27 protein-coding genes are annotated in these 15,179 nt (G+C 45.0%); 13 read left to right on the forward strand and 14 right to left on the reverse strand.

Translation table 11 applies throughout. The features are described from left to right. Positions 1-2: 2 nt before the first annotated feature. From OK023_RS03675 to OK023_RS03710, 8 genes are all read right to left on the reverse strand, one after another. On the reverse strand, positions 3-869 hold the full coding sequence (locus OK023_RS03675; RefSeq protein ID WP_317694917.1) for an ORF6N domain-containing protein: 867 nt from the start codon (positions 867-869) through the stop codon (positions 3-5). 11 nt (positions 870-880) lie between these two features. Beyond that, entirely contained in the window at positions 881-1,378 is a 498-nt protein-coding gene (locus tag OK023_RS03680; RefSeq protein ID WP_317694919.1) for a hypothetical protein, read from the reverse strand. Further along, positions 1,365-1,568 carry a hypothetical protein gene (locus OK023_RS03685; protein ID WP_317694921.1) on the reverse strand — a complete coding sequence of 68 codons (204 nt, stop codon included), beginning with the start codon at positions 1,566-1,568 and terminating at the stop codon, positions 1,365-1,367. Before OK023_RS03685 ends, OK023_RS03680 begins: the two co-directional genes overlap by 14 nt. A gap of 177 nt (positions 1,569-1,745) precedes the next feature. Continuing rightward, positions 1,746-2,114, reverse strand: a complete 369-nt coding sequence (locus tag OK023_RS03690; RefSeq protein WP_317694923.1) for a hypothetical protein — start codon at positions 2,112-2,114, stop codon at positions 1,746-1,748. A 97-nt stretch (positions 2,115-2,211) separates the two neighbouring features. After that, positions 2,212-2,472, reverse strand: coding sequence for a hypothetical protein (locus OK023_RS03695; RefSeq protein WP_317694925.1), 261 nt, complete (start codon positions 2,470-2,472; stop codon positions 2,212-2,214). Positions 2,473-2,699: 227 nt separating this feature from the next. Continuing rightward, positions 2,700-3,002, reverse strand: a complete 303-nt coding sequence (locus OK023_RS03700; RefSeq protein WP_317694927.1) for a hypothetical protein — start codon at positions 3,000-3,002, stop codon at positions 2,700-2,702. Further along, positions 2,995-3,384, reverse strand: a complete 390-nt coding sequence (locus OK023_RS03705; RefSeq protein WP_317694929.1) for a hypothetical protein — start codon at positions 3,382-3,384, stop codon at positions 2,995-2,997. The genes OK023_RS03700 and OK023_RS03705 overlap by 8 nt, the downstream gene beginning before the upstream one ends. Then, a complete protein-coding gene (locus OK023_RS03710; RefSeq protein WP_317694933.1) occupies positions 3,377-3,559 on the reverse strand; it encodes a hypothetical protein in 183 nt (60 codons plus the stop codon). The genes OK023_RS03705 and OK023_RS03710 overlap by 8 nt, the downstream gene beginning before the upstream one ends. Positions 3,560-3,569: 10 nt before the next feature. On the opposite strand from OK023_RS03710, the gene OK023_RS03715 reads away from it, so the two are divergent. Next, positions 3,570-3,797: a hypothetical protein gene (locus tag OK023_RS03715; RefSeq protein WP_317694936.1), complete on the forward strand. Its 228-nt coding sequence runs from the start codon at positions 3,570-3,572 to the stop codon at positions 3,795-3,797. On the opposite strand, the gene OK023_RS03720 is transcribed toward OK023_RS03715, so the two are convergent. Further along, positions 3,748-3,954 (reverse strand): host cell division inhibitor Icd-like protein, encoded by a 207-nt coding sequence (locus tag OK023_RS03720; RefSeq protein ID WP_317694939.1) that lies wholly within the window; start codon positions 3,952-3,954, stop codon positions 3,748-3,750. The genes OK023_RS03715 and OK023_RS03720 overlap by 50 nt on opposite strands. Before the next feature lie 114 nt (positions 3,955-4,068). After that, positions 4,069-4,689, reverse strand: coding sequence for a LexA family transcriptional regulator (locus tag OK023_RS03725; protein ID WP_317694944.1), 621 nt, complete (start codon positions 4,687-4,689; stop codon positions 4,069-4,071). 99 nt (positions 4,690-4,788) lie between these two features. On the opposite strand from OK023_RS03725, the gene OK023_RS03730 reads away from it, so the two are divergent. The 8 genes from OK023_RS03730 to OK023_RS03765 all read left to right on the forward strand — a co-directional run bounded on the left by OK023_RS03730 (position 4,789) and on the right by OK023_RS03765 (position 10,140). After that, positions 4,789-5,004 (forward strand): Cro/CI family transcriptional regulator, encoded by a 216-nt coding sequence (locus OK023_RS03730; RefSeq protein WP_317694948.1) that lies wholly within the window; start codon positions 4,789-4,791, stop codon positions 5,002-5,004. Position 5,005: 1 nt separating this feature from the next. Then, positions 5,006-5,254, forward strand: a complete 249-nt coding sequence (locus OK023_RS03735; protein ID WP_317694950.1) for a hypothetical protein — start codon at positions 5,006-5,008, stop codon at positions 5,252-5,254. A gap of 26 nt (positions 5,255-5,280) precedes the next feature. Beyond that, positions 5,281-5,538 (forward strand): hypothetical protein, encoded by a 258-nt coding sequence (locus OK023_RS03740; RefSeq protein WP_317697468.1) that lies wholly within the window; start codon positions 5,281-5,283, stop codon positions 5,536-5,538. A gap of 296 nt (positions 5,539-5,834) precedes the next feature. Beyond that, on the forward strand, positions 5,835-7,457 hold the full coding sequence (locus OK023_RS03745; protein WP_317694952.1) for a DEAD/DEAH box helicase: 1,623 nt from the start codon (positions 5,835-5,837) through the stop codon (positions 7,455-7,457). After that, positions 7,454-7,960: an HNH endonuclease signature motif containing protein gene (locus tag OK023_RS03750; RefSeq protein ID WP_317694954.1), complete on the forward strand. Its 507-nt coding sequence runs from the start codon at positions 7,454-7,456 to the stop codon at positions 7,958-7,960. The genes OK023_RS03745 and OK023_RS03750 overlap by 4 nt, the downstream gene beginning before the upstream one ends. Further along, a complete protein-coding gene (locus tag OK023_RS03755; RefSeq protein WP_411569385.1) occupies positions 7,950-8,924 on the forward strand; it encodes a toprim domain-containing protein in 975 nt (324 codons plus the stop codon). The genes OK023_RS03750 and OK023_RS03755 overlap by 11 nt, the downstream gene beginning before the upstream one ends. Next, complete coding sequence (locus tag OK023_RS03760) at positions 8,924-9,781, forward strand: helix-turn-helix domain-containing protein (RefSeq protein ID WP_317694956.1); 858 nt, start codon at positions 8,924-8,926, stop codon at positions 9,779-9,781. The genes OK023_RS03755 and OK023_RS03760 overlap by 1 nt, the downstream gene beginning before the upstream one ends. After that, entirely contained in the window at positions 9,781-10,140 is a 360-nt protein-coding gene (locus OK023_RS03765) for an antiterminator Q family protein (protein WP_317694958.1), read from the forward strand. The genes OK023_RS03760 and OK023_RS03765 overlap by 1 nt, the downstream gene beginning before the upstream one ends. 12 nt (positions 10,141-10,152) lie before the next feature. Here OK023_RS03765 and OK023_RS03770 read toward each other — a convergent pair whose 3' ends face one another. The 4 genes from OK023_RS03770 to OK023_RS03785 all read right to left on the reverse strand — a co-directional run bounded on the left by OK023_RS03770 (position 10,153) and on the right by OK023_RS03785 (position 13,637). Beyond that, the gene (locus OK023_RS03770; RefSeq protein ID WP_317694960.1) at positions 10,153-11,148 is read right to left on the reverse strand and encodes a RelA/SpoT domain-containing protein; all 996 of its coding nucleotides are present in this window, start codon (positions 11,146-11,148) and stop codon (positions 10,153-10,155) included. After that, complete coding sequence (locus OK023_RS03775; RefSeq protein ID WP_317694962.1) at positions 11,145-12,218, reverse strand: nucleoid-associated protein; 1,074 nt, start codon at positions 12,216-12,218, stop codon at positions 11,145-11,147. The genes OK023_RS03770 and OK023_RS03775 overlap by 4 nt, the downstream gene beginning before the upstream one ends. A gap of 265 nt (positions 12,219-12,483) precedes the next feature. Next, positions 12,484-12,795, reverse strand: coding sequence for a hypothetical protein (locus OK023_RS03780; RefSeq protein WP_317694965.1), 312 nt, complete (start codon positions 12,793-12,795; stop codon positions 12,484-12,486). 5 nt (positions 12,796-12,800) lie between these two features. After that, a complete protein-coding gene (locus OK023_RS03785; protein ID WP_317694967.1) occupies positions 12,801-13,637 on the reverse strand; it encodes an RNase A-like domain-containing protein in 837 nt (278 codons plus the stop codon). A gap of 161 nt (positions 13,638-13,798) precedes the next feature. Between OK023_RS03785 and OK023_RS03790 the strand changes: the two genes are divergently transcribed. Genes OK023_RS03790 through OK023_RS03805 form a run of 4 tightly spaced genes read left to right on the forward strand, consistent with a single transcriptional unit; the run spans position 13,799 to position 15,167 of the window. Further along, a complete protein-coding gene (locus tag OK023_RS03790) occupies positions 13,799-14,188 on the forward strand; it encodes a putative holin (RefSeq protein ID WP_317694969.1) in 390 nt (129 codons plus the stop codon). Beyond that, positions 14,178-14,453 carry a phage holin family protein gene (locus OK023_RS03795; protein WP_317694970.1) on the forward strand — a complete coding sequence of 92 codons (276 nt, stop codon included), beginning with the start codon at positions 14,178-14,180 and terminating at the stop codon, positions 14,451-14,453. The genes OK023_RS03790 and OK023_RS03795 overlap by 11 nt, the downstream gene beginning before the upstream one ends. 4 nt (positions 14,454-14,457) lie before the next feature. Continuing rightward, positions 14,458-14,847 carry a M15 family metallopeptidase gene (locus OK023_RS03800; RefSeq protein WP_317694972.1) on the forward strand — a complete coding sequence of 130 codons (390 nt, stop codon included), beginning with the start codon at positions 14,458-14,460 and terminating at the stop codon, positions 14,845-14,847. Next, positions 14,844-15,167, forward strand: coding sequence for a DUF2570 family protein (locus OK023_RS03805; RefSeq protein ID WP_317694974.1), 324 nt, complete (start codon positions 14,844-14,846; stop codon positions 15,165-15,167). The genes OK023_RS03800 and OK023_RS03805 overlap by 4 nt, the downstream gene beginning before the upstream one ends. The last annotated feature ends 12 nt before the right edge of the window (positions 15,168-15,179 follow it).

Here is a 15,179-nt window from a genome sequence, read left to right on the forward strand (position 1 = left end):
GCTTACTTTTCCTCCGGCGTATAGGCGGCTTTATCGTGGCTATACTCACCATTCCACGTTGCCTTCATTGGCAGCTCGCCTTTCATGTAAAGTGCGTACAGGCGGTGACAACCTTTCTCCAGCAGCACCGGGGTTTTCTTGGTGAATGCCTCTTTGCCGTGCGGCTTGACCTCGGTTTCCTCCTCGGTCAAATAGGTGTCTCGAGCATACGAAGCAACACGCCATCGAGCGCTTTTTTCTGGATCACGCTGTTCGTTGAAAACCCAATTACGCTCAAAAGCCCACCACATCATTTTGTTGATGTTGACGCCGTTCAGGCATTTGCAGAACGCCGGGATTGTCATGCCTTTGGTGAAATGCTTTTCTAAGCTCTCAACAGTGCTGACTAACTGCTGGTTTTCACCTTTTAGGCGCTCGTTGTCGCCAGAGAAGTTCAGTAGCAGGTTACGCAGCGTGGCTGGATCATTCAGCAGTTGCATGGCGTCAACAGGTGCCGCAATAGCATCGCGCCGGGTAAAGTAGAACTCGGTCAGATCGTTGTAGTACTCCCATGCCTGATCGGTTTCCAGCATCTTGGCGTGGTTGGCTGCGCCGCGTTCCGTCCAGAGTGTCAGGCTGCGCGTTTTGTTCGAAATTTGTGCGGGACTAAAAGAGATGCGCAAATTTTCAAGCTCATTACCCGAGATTTGGAAGTAATGTTTACCCTCAACGAAGCGGGATTTATTGCGGTTGAAGTTGCGTCTAATATTCTCGACATCAGTACCATACCCCGCTGCCAGTTGCTCGGTGGTCGCCACGCGTTGACCGCGATACTCGATGATTTGTAGATCTTTGGCCTCAACAGCCACCAGTTCAGTTTTTTTAGCCATCTTCTTTCCCCTTAATGCAGATGCTTGGCAGGTGTTAATTCGCCTTCGATCATTACCTTGGCACCTTCGATAAATACGCTGTCGATAAAGTCACGCATCCATGTAGAGCCTTTTTCTTTGCGGTTCAGTTCGTCTCCCTGATAAAACTGCATAACGGCTACATAGCGTTCCGCTGGACGCTCTTCCAGCATCACTGTTTCAATTTGGTGTTTAAGTAGCGTTTCGATAACGTCTTGATTTATCTCCATGCAGACATTTTCATGTACGAAAACCTCCTGCCCATTCGGGCCGATACCAAAGCGCTCTCTGCAACTAATCAGGTATTGGAGCGCTACATTGGTACGCAATTGCTCGGTGTGGCATTCAGCAAACTCCATCACCTCTGCATCGGTGAGTTTTTCATTGGATTTCATCCGGTTGGCATCCAACATCCACTTGGGGTAGGGCTTACCAGTGCTTTCCAGAAGTGCAACGATCTGTTCCGGTGTCATATCTTCAAACTTGCTCATGCTGCTTTCCCACTGGCTGACTGTTGATATGGTCCCGAATTGATTCAGGCACTCCATCCAAGATGGTAATTAGTGCGCACACCATGCTTTGTTCCGCTTTATCAGCTTCGAGGGAAGTGCAGGCCTCCAACCATGTGTTGAGCACTTGCCTTGCCTGCTCGGTACGGCATTGAGCATCAATTAGTTGCATGGTCTACTCCTTGCGCGATATCGCAGATGATCCCAATCAGTTCGTTTTGTACGGCCCTTTCGTTTTCGTTTGCTGTGAGAGCCATCGCAGCCTCAGCGAGGTACCCGATCTTTGTTAACGCATCCAAAGCGCCAAGGTATGCAGGCGTTCTTGTCTCGGTTGAGCTATTAGTTGCCATCAGTGCACCACCTGCAGGGGAGTTTTCCCTGGGTTCTCTAACGCATCTGATACAGCGGCTTTCATCATTTCTTCCATGACGGTAGAGCCAATGAAAGTTAAACAGTGATTTCGCGACAGCATCCCGCCATAAAGTTTCGTTATGTGGTTATCGCCTTCTTTTCGCCCAAACTCTTCACGGCACGACTCCTCGATTTGGGCAATCATGCAGCGCTCAATGCTTTGCTGTGTGATATCGACGCGAACCCCTTTACGCTGCGATACAACAATATCGACCCATTTCCCGCCGTAATGACGCTGGCAGAAATCTAAATAGGCTGCTGCTATGCGGCGGCGGTTTAATTCGATTAGGTTAATTTTCTCTGACATAATTAATAACCCTTTTTATTTATTCAGGCCGAGCGAATCCGTCAGCCTGATGGCTGTTATTAAAATCTATTAATGGTTTACTTAATTAATGCTTTTTTTAAGTTAATGCCTTTTCTTTATTTGAAACGTAATAAGCAATCGCCACCACAGTCTCTAAATTTTCTGTTATTTCTTTCAAACCTGATAAATAACCTTCTAAGTTGTCAGAATTAAAACATTTATATTTCTTATAAAATAAATCAAACCAAAGGCACAGTTCTGCACTTTTCCATAATTCAGGATTTTCGCTGCTTAATCTCTGCAATTCATTCGTTAGATTTTCGAAATCTTGCCAGAAAACAACAGCCATATTTTTCATGTTTACACCTTATCATTCGGAGTTACTTTCCAACCTGCCGACTTAGCCAGTTCCATGAATACTTCGATAGTGGCTGTAAATTCGTCTGGTCGAGGATGCTGCCAGCACGTGAGTATTCCATTTTTCAGATTAATAGTTAGCCGACCTGTAAAATCAGGTAATACCGGAATTTCTATTTTTAACTTGGGTATGGCATGTATCGCATTGCATAGGGATTTGCTCATGATTCAGCCCCCCCCCATTCGACGCATCTTTAATTCAAACTCAGCTGATCTGCTGTTTTGATCCAGCACCTCAGATAGACGAGGGAGGTGTCTGAGAACTCCACCAACTAAAGATAGATCGCGCCTAGCATCTTCATTTGAATACTCTTCACTCCCCTCGATTTCTAATAACAGGTTTCCAATGACCCGCATTGCATTATTAATACCTAAACTGGTATCACCGCAGATACATTTATATTCCTCCAATGAGTCGTCAGATATCTTGCTAAAGTCATTAGATACAAGCACAGAGTAAATATCACGCATGAATACCTCCATTACTGTATGCTTCTTTTATCTCACGCAGGCGGAACAGAACCTTATCAAGTAGTTCGAAAGATATTTCGCGTTCATCATCACTCCCACCGTGCAATTCAGCGGAGGCGGAAAGAAGGTGCTCCGCTCGACGAAGTTCGTTTTCAATATCAATGGCGGACTTTCCGATTTCTAAGGAAGCCTTATCTTGCTTTGATGCTAACTCAAGCAAAAATACTCCCACCTCACCAGCAAGGCTAGCTGCAAGGTCTATGAGGTTCTCAGCATCAACCGAACTAATATCAAAAAGTCGGCCCTGTAATACCGTTGATAAGATAGAATCTAACTGACAGGCTTTTGCGGATACCTGCTCCAGTGTGTTTTCCTCAGACATGGCGCACCTCGCTAAATCTGTTCTTGACGATTTCTCCGTCGCAGATGAGTATATCGACGGGTAAGGTTTGCGCCTTTATCTCTGGCTTAAGCTTACTCAAGCTGGTGGTTTTTTCTGAATCTTGAAAATCGCCCTTATCAAGGAAAGCGATCTTGGCATTTTCAACTAAATACATGGAACCTCCTGTGAGCTTGATTGAAAAAATCTACGTTTTGGGTTATAGCGAGTCTCAACGGCGTTTCTGTACTGAAACGCTGGATATAACGCTTGCTAAAAATTTGAGCGCCTTCCTCAATGGCAGGCATGTTGATTACATTCCTCTCGCAATTGCCAGCACCCTTAGTGAGCTGCACGAAATTAGAACTAGGCTTGCGACAGAAAGGAATTATCGTATCTACGATCCCCAGGAATAACCCCAGCGAATGACAAGACATAATTACTTGCTAACTGGCGGCGAGCTTCTTTTTCGCTGGTGGCTTTTACACGCTGCATGAAAGGGCGTGACTTCATGTCACTGCGTAAAACTGATGCAAATAGATAAACCTTTGTGGGTTGGCTATTAGTTTTCATCTCACTGGCTCCATTGTTGGCCGATGATTGAAATCTAACTTAACTTAGCTTTTTCTTCAAGAGGAAACACCAAACTTTTCTTAGTATGGTGTTTTTTGCAATAACAATCAGGGGTTAGAGTTCGTACTGAACGCCTTTAACAACGCCGATAATCAGGCAGTTACCGTTTATAGAAATGTTGGGATAGCGGGGATTTAAGGGGACTAAAAATTTTTGAGATCCATCAATCACTAATTTTTTTATGGTGGCTTCGTTAGTGCCATCCACTCTAGCAACAACAATTTTTCCGTGCACTGGCTCCACATCGGGATCGACGATCACTATGGCCCCCTCTGGTATAGTTGGTGTGCCATGTGGATTTGTCATCGAATCCCCTTTCACCACTAACGCGAACGAATTATCACCTGTTTTGAGGGATGTTTCTATCCACAGATCGTTATCCCCTTCTACTGAATTGGTTTCTGTAAATCTCCCGGCCTGCACCCACGAAATAACCGGAACTTTACGCATCTTTGTTATGAGGCTGCCCTCAAACTCCGTGCCGTAAAGAATGTAATTTATTGATGTATTGAAAAATTTTGCCAGCTTCGCAAGAGATTCTCCGCCAGGGGAGTTAACATCCTTCTCCCAATAACCGACTGCAACATCACTCACCCCGCAAAATTTACCCAACTCTTTTTGGGAGGTTTTAGTAACTCTCCTGAGGGCCCTTATACGCTGACCAACCGTTTCCATTTGAACACCACTTTTATTGATAGCTAAGTTATCTTAGTTTTAATTGACCAAAAATAACTTTGCAATTAATATCTAATAAAACTTAGTTTTGAGGTTCATATGACAACTGATGACATTGAAGGCTACTTCGGTGGCGCTGAGAAGGTCGCTGCGTTTTTCGGTATCACAAGCGAAGCTGTTTACCAGTGGAGAGGGAGGCCAGGTCGTCTCATTCCAAAAGGGCGCGCCGCAGAGGCCGCATACAGAACAAAAGGGGAGTTGGCATTTCGTCCGGAGCTTTACAAACGGTCAGTTAATCCTCCGAGGGGGGTATGACGTGACGCCCGAAGAATTCATTCACAAGCACATCACAGCAGCGCTGGTGGCAGAGGGTTTCCCGGATCAGGTTGCTAAGGGGGGGGCTGACTGTGGCCTTGAACATTATCGGTGTATGTCACAGGCCAGCAAGAAAGGTGCAGCTTACGACGACTGCCTTTACCGCGCCAGAGTGTGGGCGCAAGGGCAGACCAGCAAAGCCGAGCGCAAGTCTAGTAAGAAAAAACTCTCTCAGGGGAGCCTGTTGTGAGTCAGCCTGACTATCTCGCAACCATCATGCCTCGGGTGTATTGCCCAGCAGATGCTGCATGGATTCAGGAGCAGTTGCAAAAATTTACCCCGTCAGCCAGGCACAAGATTGTGGCGCTGTACGCGGATGTTTATCAGGCCGCATGGGATGAAGAACCTGTTTCGTTCAAGCAGGAGAACAGGGCTAGGCACGATGCTAATACCCGATTGAGAAAGTTCGTGAAAAATCACGGCAAAGCTTTACAGGGGTATACCGCCGAACCTCCCTTGGCAGGAAAGCAGTAATCGTTCCAGAGGATAACCGGGCTTCAAGGTGCTTGGTTTAGATGTCTAGATGTTTATATCTCCAGCCATCCAAACCCATATTTTACGGGGGAGAGGGAAGAGGGGGAGGGGGGGAGATGGGAGTAGGGGAAGGAATAGCCGCCTTTTCCAACAGACAACTCCATAGGTTAGGTAGATCTCGATCTAAGGGGTTAGCCCTTAAAAAAGCCACTGTACTAGTCATTTGATACACAGGGCAAAACGAAAACCCCGTTGAGGGTTTTCCTTGGAAAAGTGAATTGGTGGGAGGTAGCACAATGCTGAGTATTACACCGAACTTTGCACAGGAACGCGCACTGAACATGCTGCGCCGTGATTGGAAGTCGTTTAACTCTTTCATGGTCTATGCACCAACGGGCAGCGGTAAGACCGGGATGGCGGCTTTCATTGCTGATGGGCATGTGAGCCGGGGTATGCGGGTGCTTTTTATTGCTCCATACACAATTTTGATTAACCAGACTGCACAGCGCTTTATTGAGTATGGGCTTCCCGAGGACGAGATTAGTTTCATCTGGCAGAAGCACCCAAGTTATGACCCGTCATTGAAAATTCAGATCGCCAGCGCTGACACGCTGATCCGCCGTGATTTTCCCGACAACATCGATCTGTTGATTATCGATGAGGCCCACTTACGCAGAAAGCAAATACTGATTGAGATTGAGCGCTTGGTGCGTGAATCAGGCGTGAAGGTGATCGGTCTATCAGGCACACCGTTCTCCCCATTTTTGGGGAATTACTACCAGCGACTAATCAAGCCAACAACTATCAGCGAATTAATCCAGCGCGGTGATCTGAGTAATTACGAGTTTTACGCCCCTAGCAAGCCAGATTTGAAAGGGGTTAAAACCTCAGCTTCTGCCGATTACGGTGCTGACTACAACGAAAACCAACTGGCCGAAATCATGTGCGGTTCCGATCTCGTTGGCGACATTGTTGATAACTGGCTACAGAACGGCAGGGATCTGCCTACGGTGGCATTCTGCGTGAACGTTGCTCACGCCAATTTCGTTACGCTCCAGTTCAACAAAGCAGGGATCAATGCTGAGGTGATGGTAGCTGAAACTCCGCACGAGGAGCGTCAACTTATCATTCACCGCTTCGAAACGGGCGCAACGAAAATCATTGTTAGCGTCGGTGTATTGGTTGCCGGGTTCGACAGTGATGTTCGGTGCGTGATTTATGCCCGTCCAACTAAAAGCGAGATCCGTTGGTTACAGGCGCTAGGGCGGGGATTACGCACCGCACCAGGTAAAGAATCGTGTCTTATCTTCGATCATAGCGGCACCGTTCATCGCCTTGGGTTTCCTGATGCCATCGAATACGACGAATTGCCATCTAAATGTGACGGCATGAAGGAGTCAGCAGCACGCGCCGCTGAAGAGCGCCAGGAGAAATTACCCAAAGAGTGTAGCGAATGCCACTTCATGAAGCCTGCTGGCGTATACATCTGCCCTAAATGTGGATTTAAGCCACTTGCAGGGCAAGACGTGGAAACCGACACACAGCGTGGACTAAAAAAACTCGGCAAAGGTAAGCGAGTGTTCACCCATTCCGATAAACAAGCTTGGTGGAGTCAGATCAAGTTTTATCAACGGCAACGTGCCTCGATGGGAAAACCCGTTAGTGACGGCTGGTGCTCCCATACCTTCCGCGACAAGTTTGGCGAGTGGCCGAACAATCTGAGTGATTTTCCTATGGAGATAACGCCAGAGGTCAGCAGTTACATCAAACACAAATTAATCAAATTTGCAAAAGGCCGCGAGAAATCCGCCCATTCGGTTCCGCAGTCATGCAACACCCCCTCTGTGAATACCGTGAAAGTGATTAATGCCAGAAATCATATTGAAGAAATGCGTAAACATTTGAGGAAAGCAGTGTGAAGAAAGCGGTTGTGATAAATCAATCGGAAGTTAAAAGGCTTCTGAAATATTGCCCTGAGAGCGGCTTATTCACTTGGGCGATAAAGCCTAGCGCGGGTGTTGATTGTGGCAATGTTGCAGGAACAAAAAATACGCAAGGTTATATCAGCATCCTAATAAAGAGAAAGTCATATAAAGCCCACAGATTGGCATGGCTATATATGACAGGACACATACCTAATTGGGTTGATCACGTAAATGGAGTCAGAGACGACAATCGTTGGGTTAACTTGCGTGAGTGCACGCCACAGCAGAACGCGATAAATGCCAAGTTACGCAAAGACAGTAGCAGCGGAGTGAAGGGTGTTTATTGGCATGCCACAACTAAAAAATGGACTGCCCAAGCAAATTGCAAAGGAAAACGAGTGCACCTTGGTCGGTTTTCATCAATTGAAGAAGCAATTATAGCCAGAGAAAAATATGTAAAAGATAATTTTGATCTGAGGTTCTATCGTGAAAACTAATCTTAAAACATCAGAAGCTGCAAAAGGCCGATGGGCCGAAATTTTTGAACACTTTGGTTTGCCGCCGATTACAGGCAAGAACCACTTTAAAGGCGAGTGCCCGGTTTGCGGTGCTCGAGGCAAATTTCGTGTAGACGATCACCAAGGAACAGGTACATGGATTTGCACATGCGGCAGTGGTGACGGGATGAAGCTGCTTAACCTGACTCAAAGTAAATCGTTCGCTGAGTTGTGTTCTGAAGTGGATCGCCTCCTTGGTAATAACTATCGGCACATGACCATACCGGTTAGTAGTTCGGCAGCAAAGCAGCGGCAGCGTGTGATCAGTAAATTTTCAAAGCTGGTGGGCCTGCGTGGAACTACAGCAGCTGATTATTTACGCCAGCGCGGAATTAATCGCTTACCCGCCGAAGCCGTTCGGTTTAATGACCACCAGCGGCATGCTGGGCAGGTTTATCAAGCTCTGTATTCATTGGCTACAGACGATAAAGGGGAACTTTGCTACCTGCATCAGACGTTACTGGATGGCGAAAAGAAAGCGAACATAGATGACGCCAAGCGCCTTAAGTCGTTACAGGAACAAAACTACCTCGACCACGCTCGTTCGGTTGCTATCCGCATGTTCCCTGTTGCTTCCACCTTGGGCATTGCCGAGGGTATAGAAACAGCTCTTTCTTGCTATCAGGTTTATGGGGTGAATACCTGGGCAACTATCAACAGCACGTTCATGAAGAAATTTAGGGTTCCTGCTGGGGTTAAACATCTGATTGTTTTTGCTGATATGGATCTTCATTCAGCGACCGGGCAGGCAGCAGCTTTTGAATGTGCACATGCAAACCTGTTAGCAAAAAACGATTTGTTATCTGTCAGCGTCCGCTGGCCCGATAGCGGTGATTTTAATGATTTCCTGGTCAATGGTGATCAGGTTCGCGAGTTGGTTTTCTACAAAAAGGTGGCTGCATAATGCGCAATGATAATTCAGAACACAAAGCACTATTTACAATCCCTGAGCCTAAGTATGGAACCGCACTTGCCACTACCAAGCCGCTGCCACCCCAGCGCGTTATCACTGGACATAAACAAACAGACGCGTATTTGTGGGTACTGGAGGTTATCCAACTAAATGAACCATCACACCTGCAGGCGGCGGAGGATGCGCTGAAAAAGTTGAAGATAACCCCAAAGCAGGCGCAGGAACGTTACAGTGCCTATCTGATGAAATCGGGCGCCCAACCATTCCAGATCGCCTTTGGTACAATCTCGCTGGATAACCCGCAGGGCTATATCGATGGAGCAAAACGTAACATTGATAAGGCCAGCAAGGTACGAGCCATGTTTGGTACTTATGATGCGGCATTGGATAACACTCCACCTGAAAACCTCATGCTGTCGGGTGAGTTGAATGATGTTTATGGTGCGTATTGGGGATGGACGGAAAAAGAAATAGCCGAACAATGTGTGTGGGGCGAACGTTGCAATGAAATTAATGAGCAGCAAAAAGCGATTTCTCAAGGCTTTGTAAAACAGCTTCCCGAACCTTCAACGCTTTCTGATGTTGTTCGTGAATTCCAATATTGGGATTGGCTCTACTCCATGCGAAATAGCGCAGAAAAAGAGTTGGGTTATGAATATGCAGGTGGAGAGCGTAGTCACATCACTGATCGCGAGGATTACCTTGAAACCTTGCTACCCAAAATAAAGCCTGTAACAAGACCGGAAGCGCTTGAAGTGTGCAAGTGGATTCTGGAAGAAGACCGGTTTATGGACCGTGGTGATTTCACTAATTCCATCCTTCTCAACCTGGTCGGGGAGTGCGGCTGATGCGGGACATGTACGATATTTTGTCCCGCTGGGGGGCATGGGCGCGTGAAGACAGTGGTATTGACTACTCGCCAATCGCTGCTGGGTTTAAAGGGCTACTACCGCCGAGTTCTAGCGGCAAGCAATCTTGCTGTGATGATGATGGTTTGTTGATTGATGGATGTATTGCAAGACTAAAAAAGTACAAGCCCGACGAGTATGATCTGGTTCTTTTGCACCACTTTTACGGATTATCGCTGCGCTACATAGCCAAAAAGCGCAAGTGTTCAGACGGTACAATTAGGAAGGAGATGCAGACGGCAGAGGGGTTTATTGGTGGGTGTCTGGCAATGTTGGATGTGAAATTCAGTTTCGATTAACTAGATAAGATATTAATGGGCGGTACTGTTCCCCGTATCGCTCAATATAATCTCGAGGTCGTCAAAACTTCCAGGCAAAGGCCATCGTGATTTTATTGTATCAGTGTTTATAGTTGTAGATAGCCAGTACAAGAAAAGTATGCATGGCTGAGAGAATATATGCCTCGTTTCAGATCTTTGCTTTACTTTTGTTATTATGTATTTCTTTTTATTAATTAAGGTTAATATTTTATTTATAGAGCCTTCGTCATAATAGTCCCTGAATTCATCTAATAAGAGATAGTTTATTTTTAAATCGCAATTTAAGTAGTGATTCCCTATTTTTTCTTTAAATAAGCCCTGTAGATCAGCAAGGAAGTCATTTCTAAGTTTATTTACATTGGTTAAAATTTCCATTGTGTTACAGAATAATTCATCAGTAGTTTCCATAAGTGCCATACTTCTTGCTATTTGTCTTTCGGCTGCTTTTGGAACCTCTCCTACTGGCTTGTAAACACTATCGTGAACTAACTCAGCATAGGCATGTTGCAATAAAGTTCTTATTTGAACTTCACAGCAAATATTTTTGTTTATTTTAATCTCATCGTAAATTAAATCACTAATAGGTCGAACTTCATAATGTTTTGATTGATAATCAAAGAGTTTGGGATTTTTATCTATTTCAGAAAGATAATCTTTTGATATTGATGCTTTCCATTCTAAAGATGATTCAATCATTGAGCTAACGTCTTCAATATGGCTAGAAAGCAATACGACAAATCTAACCCCAACAAGATCAGTCATTTGGTTAACCGGATCTTCATAACCCTTCCTGCTTACCTTCCCAAGCGCAGAGGAAACTGTTTTGACTCTAGGGGTTGCGAGAACCTTCAAAAACATAAGAGCTTCATCTTTACCTAGTTTTTGAGAGATTTTTTCATTGATTTTTGAGCTTATAAAGGTACCCCAAGCAGCAAAAGCTGCTTGGTTTTCAATTAAATACCTTTCAAACTCATCTTGTTCCATCATTCTTGGCTCTTCAGTTTGCCTTTAATTTTCAATATAGTAAAATTATTATCGTCTGATTCTTCAAATTGGACAAGGTCTTTCATTTTATCCGGTGGTACAGAGACCCACACGTCACTGCTGAATACTAATTTATTTCTTCTCTTCAACTTTGCTTGTATATATTCAATATCTTTGGAGATAGAATGTTGAGGGAAATCTTTCAATTTCATGAAATCCAAGTACTTATCTTTAAGGTCCTCCGGTAAATGCTCTTTTGAAAAATCTGATGTACTTATTATTGCTTTCTTGGAACGTAACTCACTCCTTAACGCTTCATGCAACTCTAATTTTGAGTCATCATCTAATAAAGCCGTATTGATGAATTTCTTAGTGTTTTCAAAAAAATCCTGCGTTAATTTTTTTGATGATTTCTCAATGCTCATGCCAAGGAATGTCGAGTGAAAATACCCTGCGGCTTTACTGCTTTCAGTTGATGACATTAAATGATCAAATAAGAATGCTCTATGGTTTTCTACCAACGGACCTGTATTGCTTGATACGACTTGAGCGAGGAAGCCAATTTTATAAAACCGTTGTGAGGGTGTTAGTAAAAGTTCTGCAATGTATTCTATTGTTATTTGCTCGTTGGTTTCATTTGTTCTGAATCCATTCTGCGTTTCTGCTTTAATTGCGGCGATGAAAGGTAACGCGTCATCTCCAACTCTACCACTAATAACAGCCAGCAAACCACCTGGAGCATTCGTACTAAACTGACTAAAGGTAAGTTTATTAGCCAAGCGCTGCGTAACTGAAATGAATGTTTGCTCATCCGAATGAAGTATTGATGAAGCCAATGAAAAGAAGCTCTCAGCATCACTGTCACGAATGGACATTTCTAAACCATGTGACTTGTTGGCCAATGCTTCAGTAATGCGGAGCTGTAGCGTATCCATTGCATCTTGCTTAAAGTGAATAATCTTATTGCTAAGCTTAGCTGGTGTCATCTGTTTGTCGGCAGTTTTAGGTAAGATCTTGTGAGCAATAACACGTTCGATCATTAGACCTTCAAAAGAGAAAGCAGAGATAGACATATTTATTCCTTTGTATGCTGTGTATCCATGAGAGTACAAAAAAAACAATTAAATTTCATTAACGCGTACGCAAAAAGTGTTGTAGTGTGATAAGAGTGGTTACTTCGCCACACAGCTTACCATCGAAGCCCTGCCATCAATGGCGGGGTTTTTGCATTATCGTTAGGCATTAGATATGAAGACTGAAAAAAGCATACTGATACTTGAATGCAGGAAGGTGGATTGGTTTAAAGTGACCCACCTTTATGTGGGTCATATGGAATTATCAGGAGTGATGATTGTCACGTTTTTGCTTTAGATAGGATGAAAGCCACTGAAGAAACTCAACAGGTGACGGATGCAAAAATGATACATCTCCTATCTGCCCATCGGTCAATTTGTTAAGGTATAAAGTAGCTGATTCGTTGTCTGGGTACTCATGGAGAAATTCACAAACTTCATCACTAAGATCGTCTTTTAAACCAGTAACTAATCCTGTTGCAGTGTCGACAATCTCACTATAAGTTTCACCATATGCATCTGCATCAGTTCCGAAAAATGTTGTTAAAAACATTTTGATAGTTTTGTATTTTTTCATGTTGATTATTTTATTGGATAGGCAGTAAGAACATAATAGGGTTTTTTATTATATATTTCTTTCAATAAAACAACTCTGACCTTGTTAGTTTCGGATACCATTTTACTTTCTGCACTAACTATTATGCCAACAGTATTTTGAGCAGAATATTCAATTTTGAGAATTCTTTCATGGCTACCTGCTGGAGTGCTTCTTGCCCATGAGCGAATTATATTTCTGTTGGCTTTTATTGTCTGACTAACAGCCTTTTCAGCTACTTCAATCGATGGAAAGGAGCTGGAGAAACCAGAAATATCCAACGTCCTGGATTTGAGTCCCCTATCTATTTTATCGATTAAATCTTCAACTGACTTACCGACATGTTTTTTCAATGTATGTCCACCACCATGAATACCCTTGACAGCTTCATGGCTCATCAGCCGGACCTGCCCCAGCCTGACAGAAGCGACCCGTGCTGCTCCTGCTACAGAAAAGGGGAGTACAACATCTACTGCAATGCCGATTTGTTCAGCAGTGTCATCGCTTGCGCCTAGATCTTTAGCAATACCCGAAGCCAATTGGGACATTATGGTTGATGTCTGCTGTCCTGTATAAACTTGGTAAGCTGAAGCCCTGATGGTATCCATACTATGAGCGCCAACGATGATACAACCGGCCTTGGTTACCCCCGTTGGTTCCGGTACTAAACAAAGAGAAGTGGCAGCAGCTAGCTCAAGCACACCGCCTAGAAAGTTAACACTACCCCAGATCCGGTTGCCGACTGCGCTTTCACTCACGGTTTCGTCTGACATGACCGCAGCAAGCTGAAGGGGTGTCATAGCAATACTAAAATTGTTATCCACGATATCTCCTGTTTTGATATGTCACTTTTGGCGATTTGACGATATCAGAGACAGGAATATGTAGCCAGATGTAATCTGGTACTCGGTAAGGCTCACTTCGGTGGGCCTTTTTCATTTCTAACGCCCGGCGTTCGTCGAGCGACGAACAAAGGAGAAAAATAATGCCGGAACCGCTAACCACAGGTACCAGCGCGGCGACCTATATGATCGGCGGTATCACTATCGCAAGTTTATTTGCTGGTGGGGATACGGGGGTGATCATTGGTGCCTTTTCTGGCGCAGTCATTTATGTCTTGTCGGCGTCTGATTTATCTATTTGGCAGCGTCTACTGTCGTTTCTCGCCTCATTTCTTATTGGGGGGCAAACTGCGGGATTCGTCACGGATGTTATCAACTATGCGACACCGGAAGTCATTCATGCAGAACGTCCCCTAGGGGCTGTAGTTGCTTCGGCTATTGCTGTGCGCGTGTTCATGTATATCAGCAAACAGTCAGAGAATCCGGGGCAGTGGTTTAAAAAACTGCGAGGGGGCAGTGGCGATGGTCAATGAAATTTTCCTCATTGTTAATGCACTGGCTTGCTCTGTGATTGCGTTGAGATTGATGACTTTTCGCAGAGCTGGAGGCGCACACCGTCCCTTTGCTGCATGGTGTGCTTATTTCCTCATTATTGCCTCTGCATCGGTACCAATTCGTATTTTGACAGGTGAATACGACTGTGCGGACTGGTCAGAGACTTTTATCAATCTGGCATTTTGCGCCGCTGTTCTCGCTGCTCGCGGAAATGTCATGCGTTTTGCCAAGCCACTAAGGTGATCTCATGCCTGATTATAAATTTAGTAAACGCAGTGAAAATAATCTGGTTGGTGTAAACGCTGACTTGGTGAAAATGGCGCGTCTTGCTCTTGGATTATCCTCTGTTGATTTTGGCATTACTGAAGGTCTGCGCTCAGTGGCTCGACAGCGCGAACTTGTTCGTGATGGTAAAAGCCAGACAATGAACAGTCGACACATTACAGGTCATGCGATAGATGTGGTGGCATACATCGGCAAGGACATAAGTTGGGAATGGAAATACTACGAGCAGATCGCGGCGGCTTTCAAGCAGGCCAGCAGTGAATTGAACGTTCCTATTGAATGGGGCGGAGATTGGAAGACACTTAAGGACGGGCCTCACTTCCAGCTACCGCATAAGGAGCATCCCGCATGATGAGGTATTGGCTAATTAGCTTGTTGCTGGTGGCCATCTGCCTTGGAGGGTATAGCGCGGCGCTGTCCGGCCGACTGAAATATGTTGAGCAGGAAAACAAAGCACTGGTGGCAGCGGTCGAAAGCCGTGATGCAACCATTACCGGATTGAAAGATGCTGCCAGTGCTGACCGCCGCGTCACAGAAGAGCAGTTAGGGATTGAACAGCAGAAGAGGACAAAGGCCGATGCTGAAAACAAAACGTTGCGCCGTGCGCTTGAGTCCAGTGATTGCGACCGTCATCGTATGTCTGATGATGTCATTAACATCCTGCGTAAATAAACCAACACCCGC

This window comes from Serratia sp. UGAL515B_01, assembly GCF_033095805.1.
Classification (GTDB): Bacteria; Pseudomonadota; Gammaproteobacteria; order Enterobacterales; family Enterobacteriaceae; genus Chania.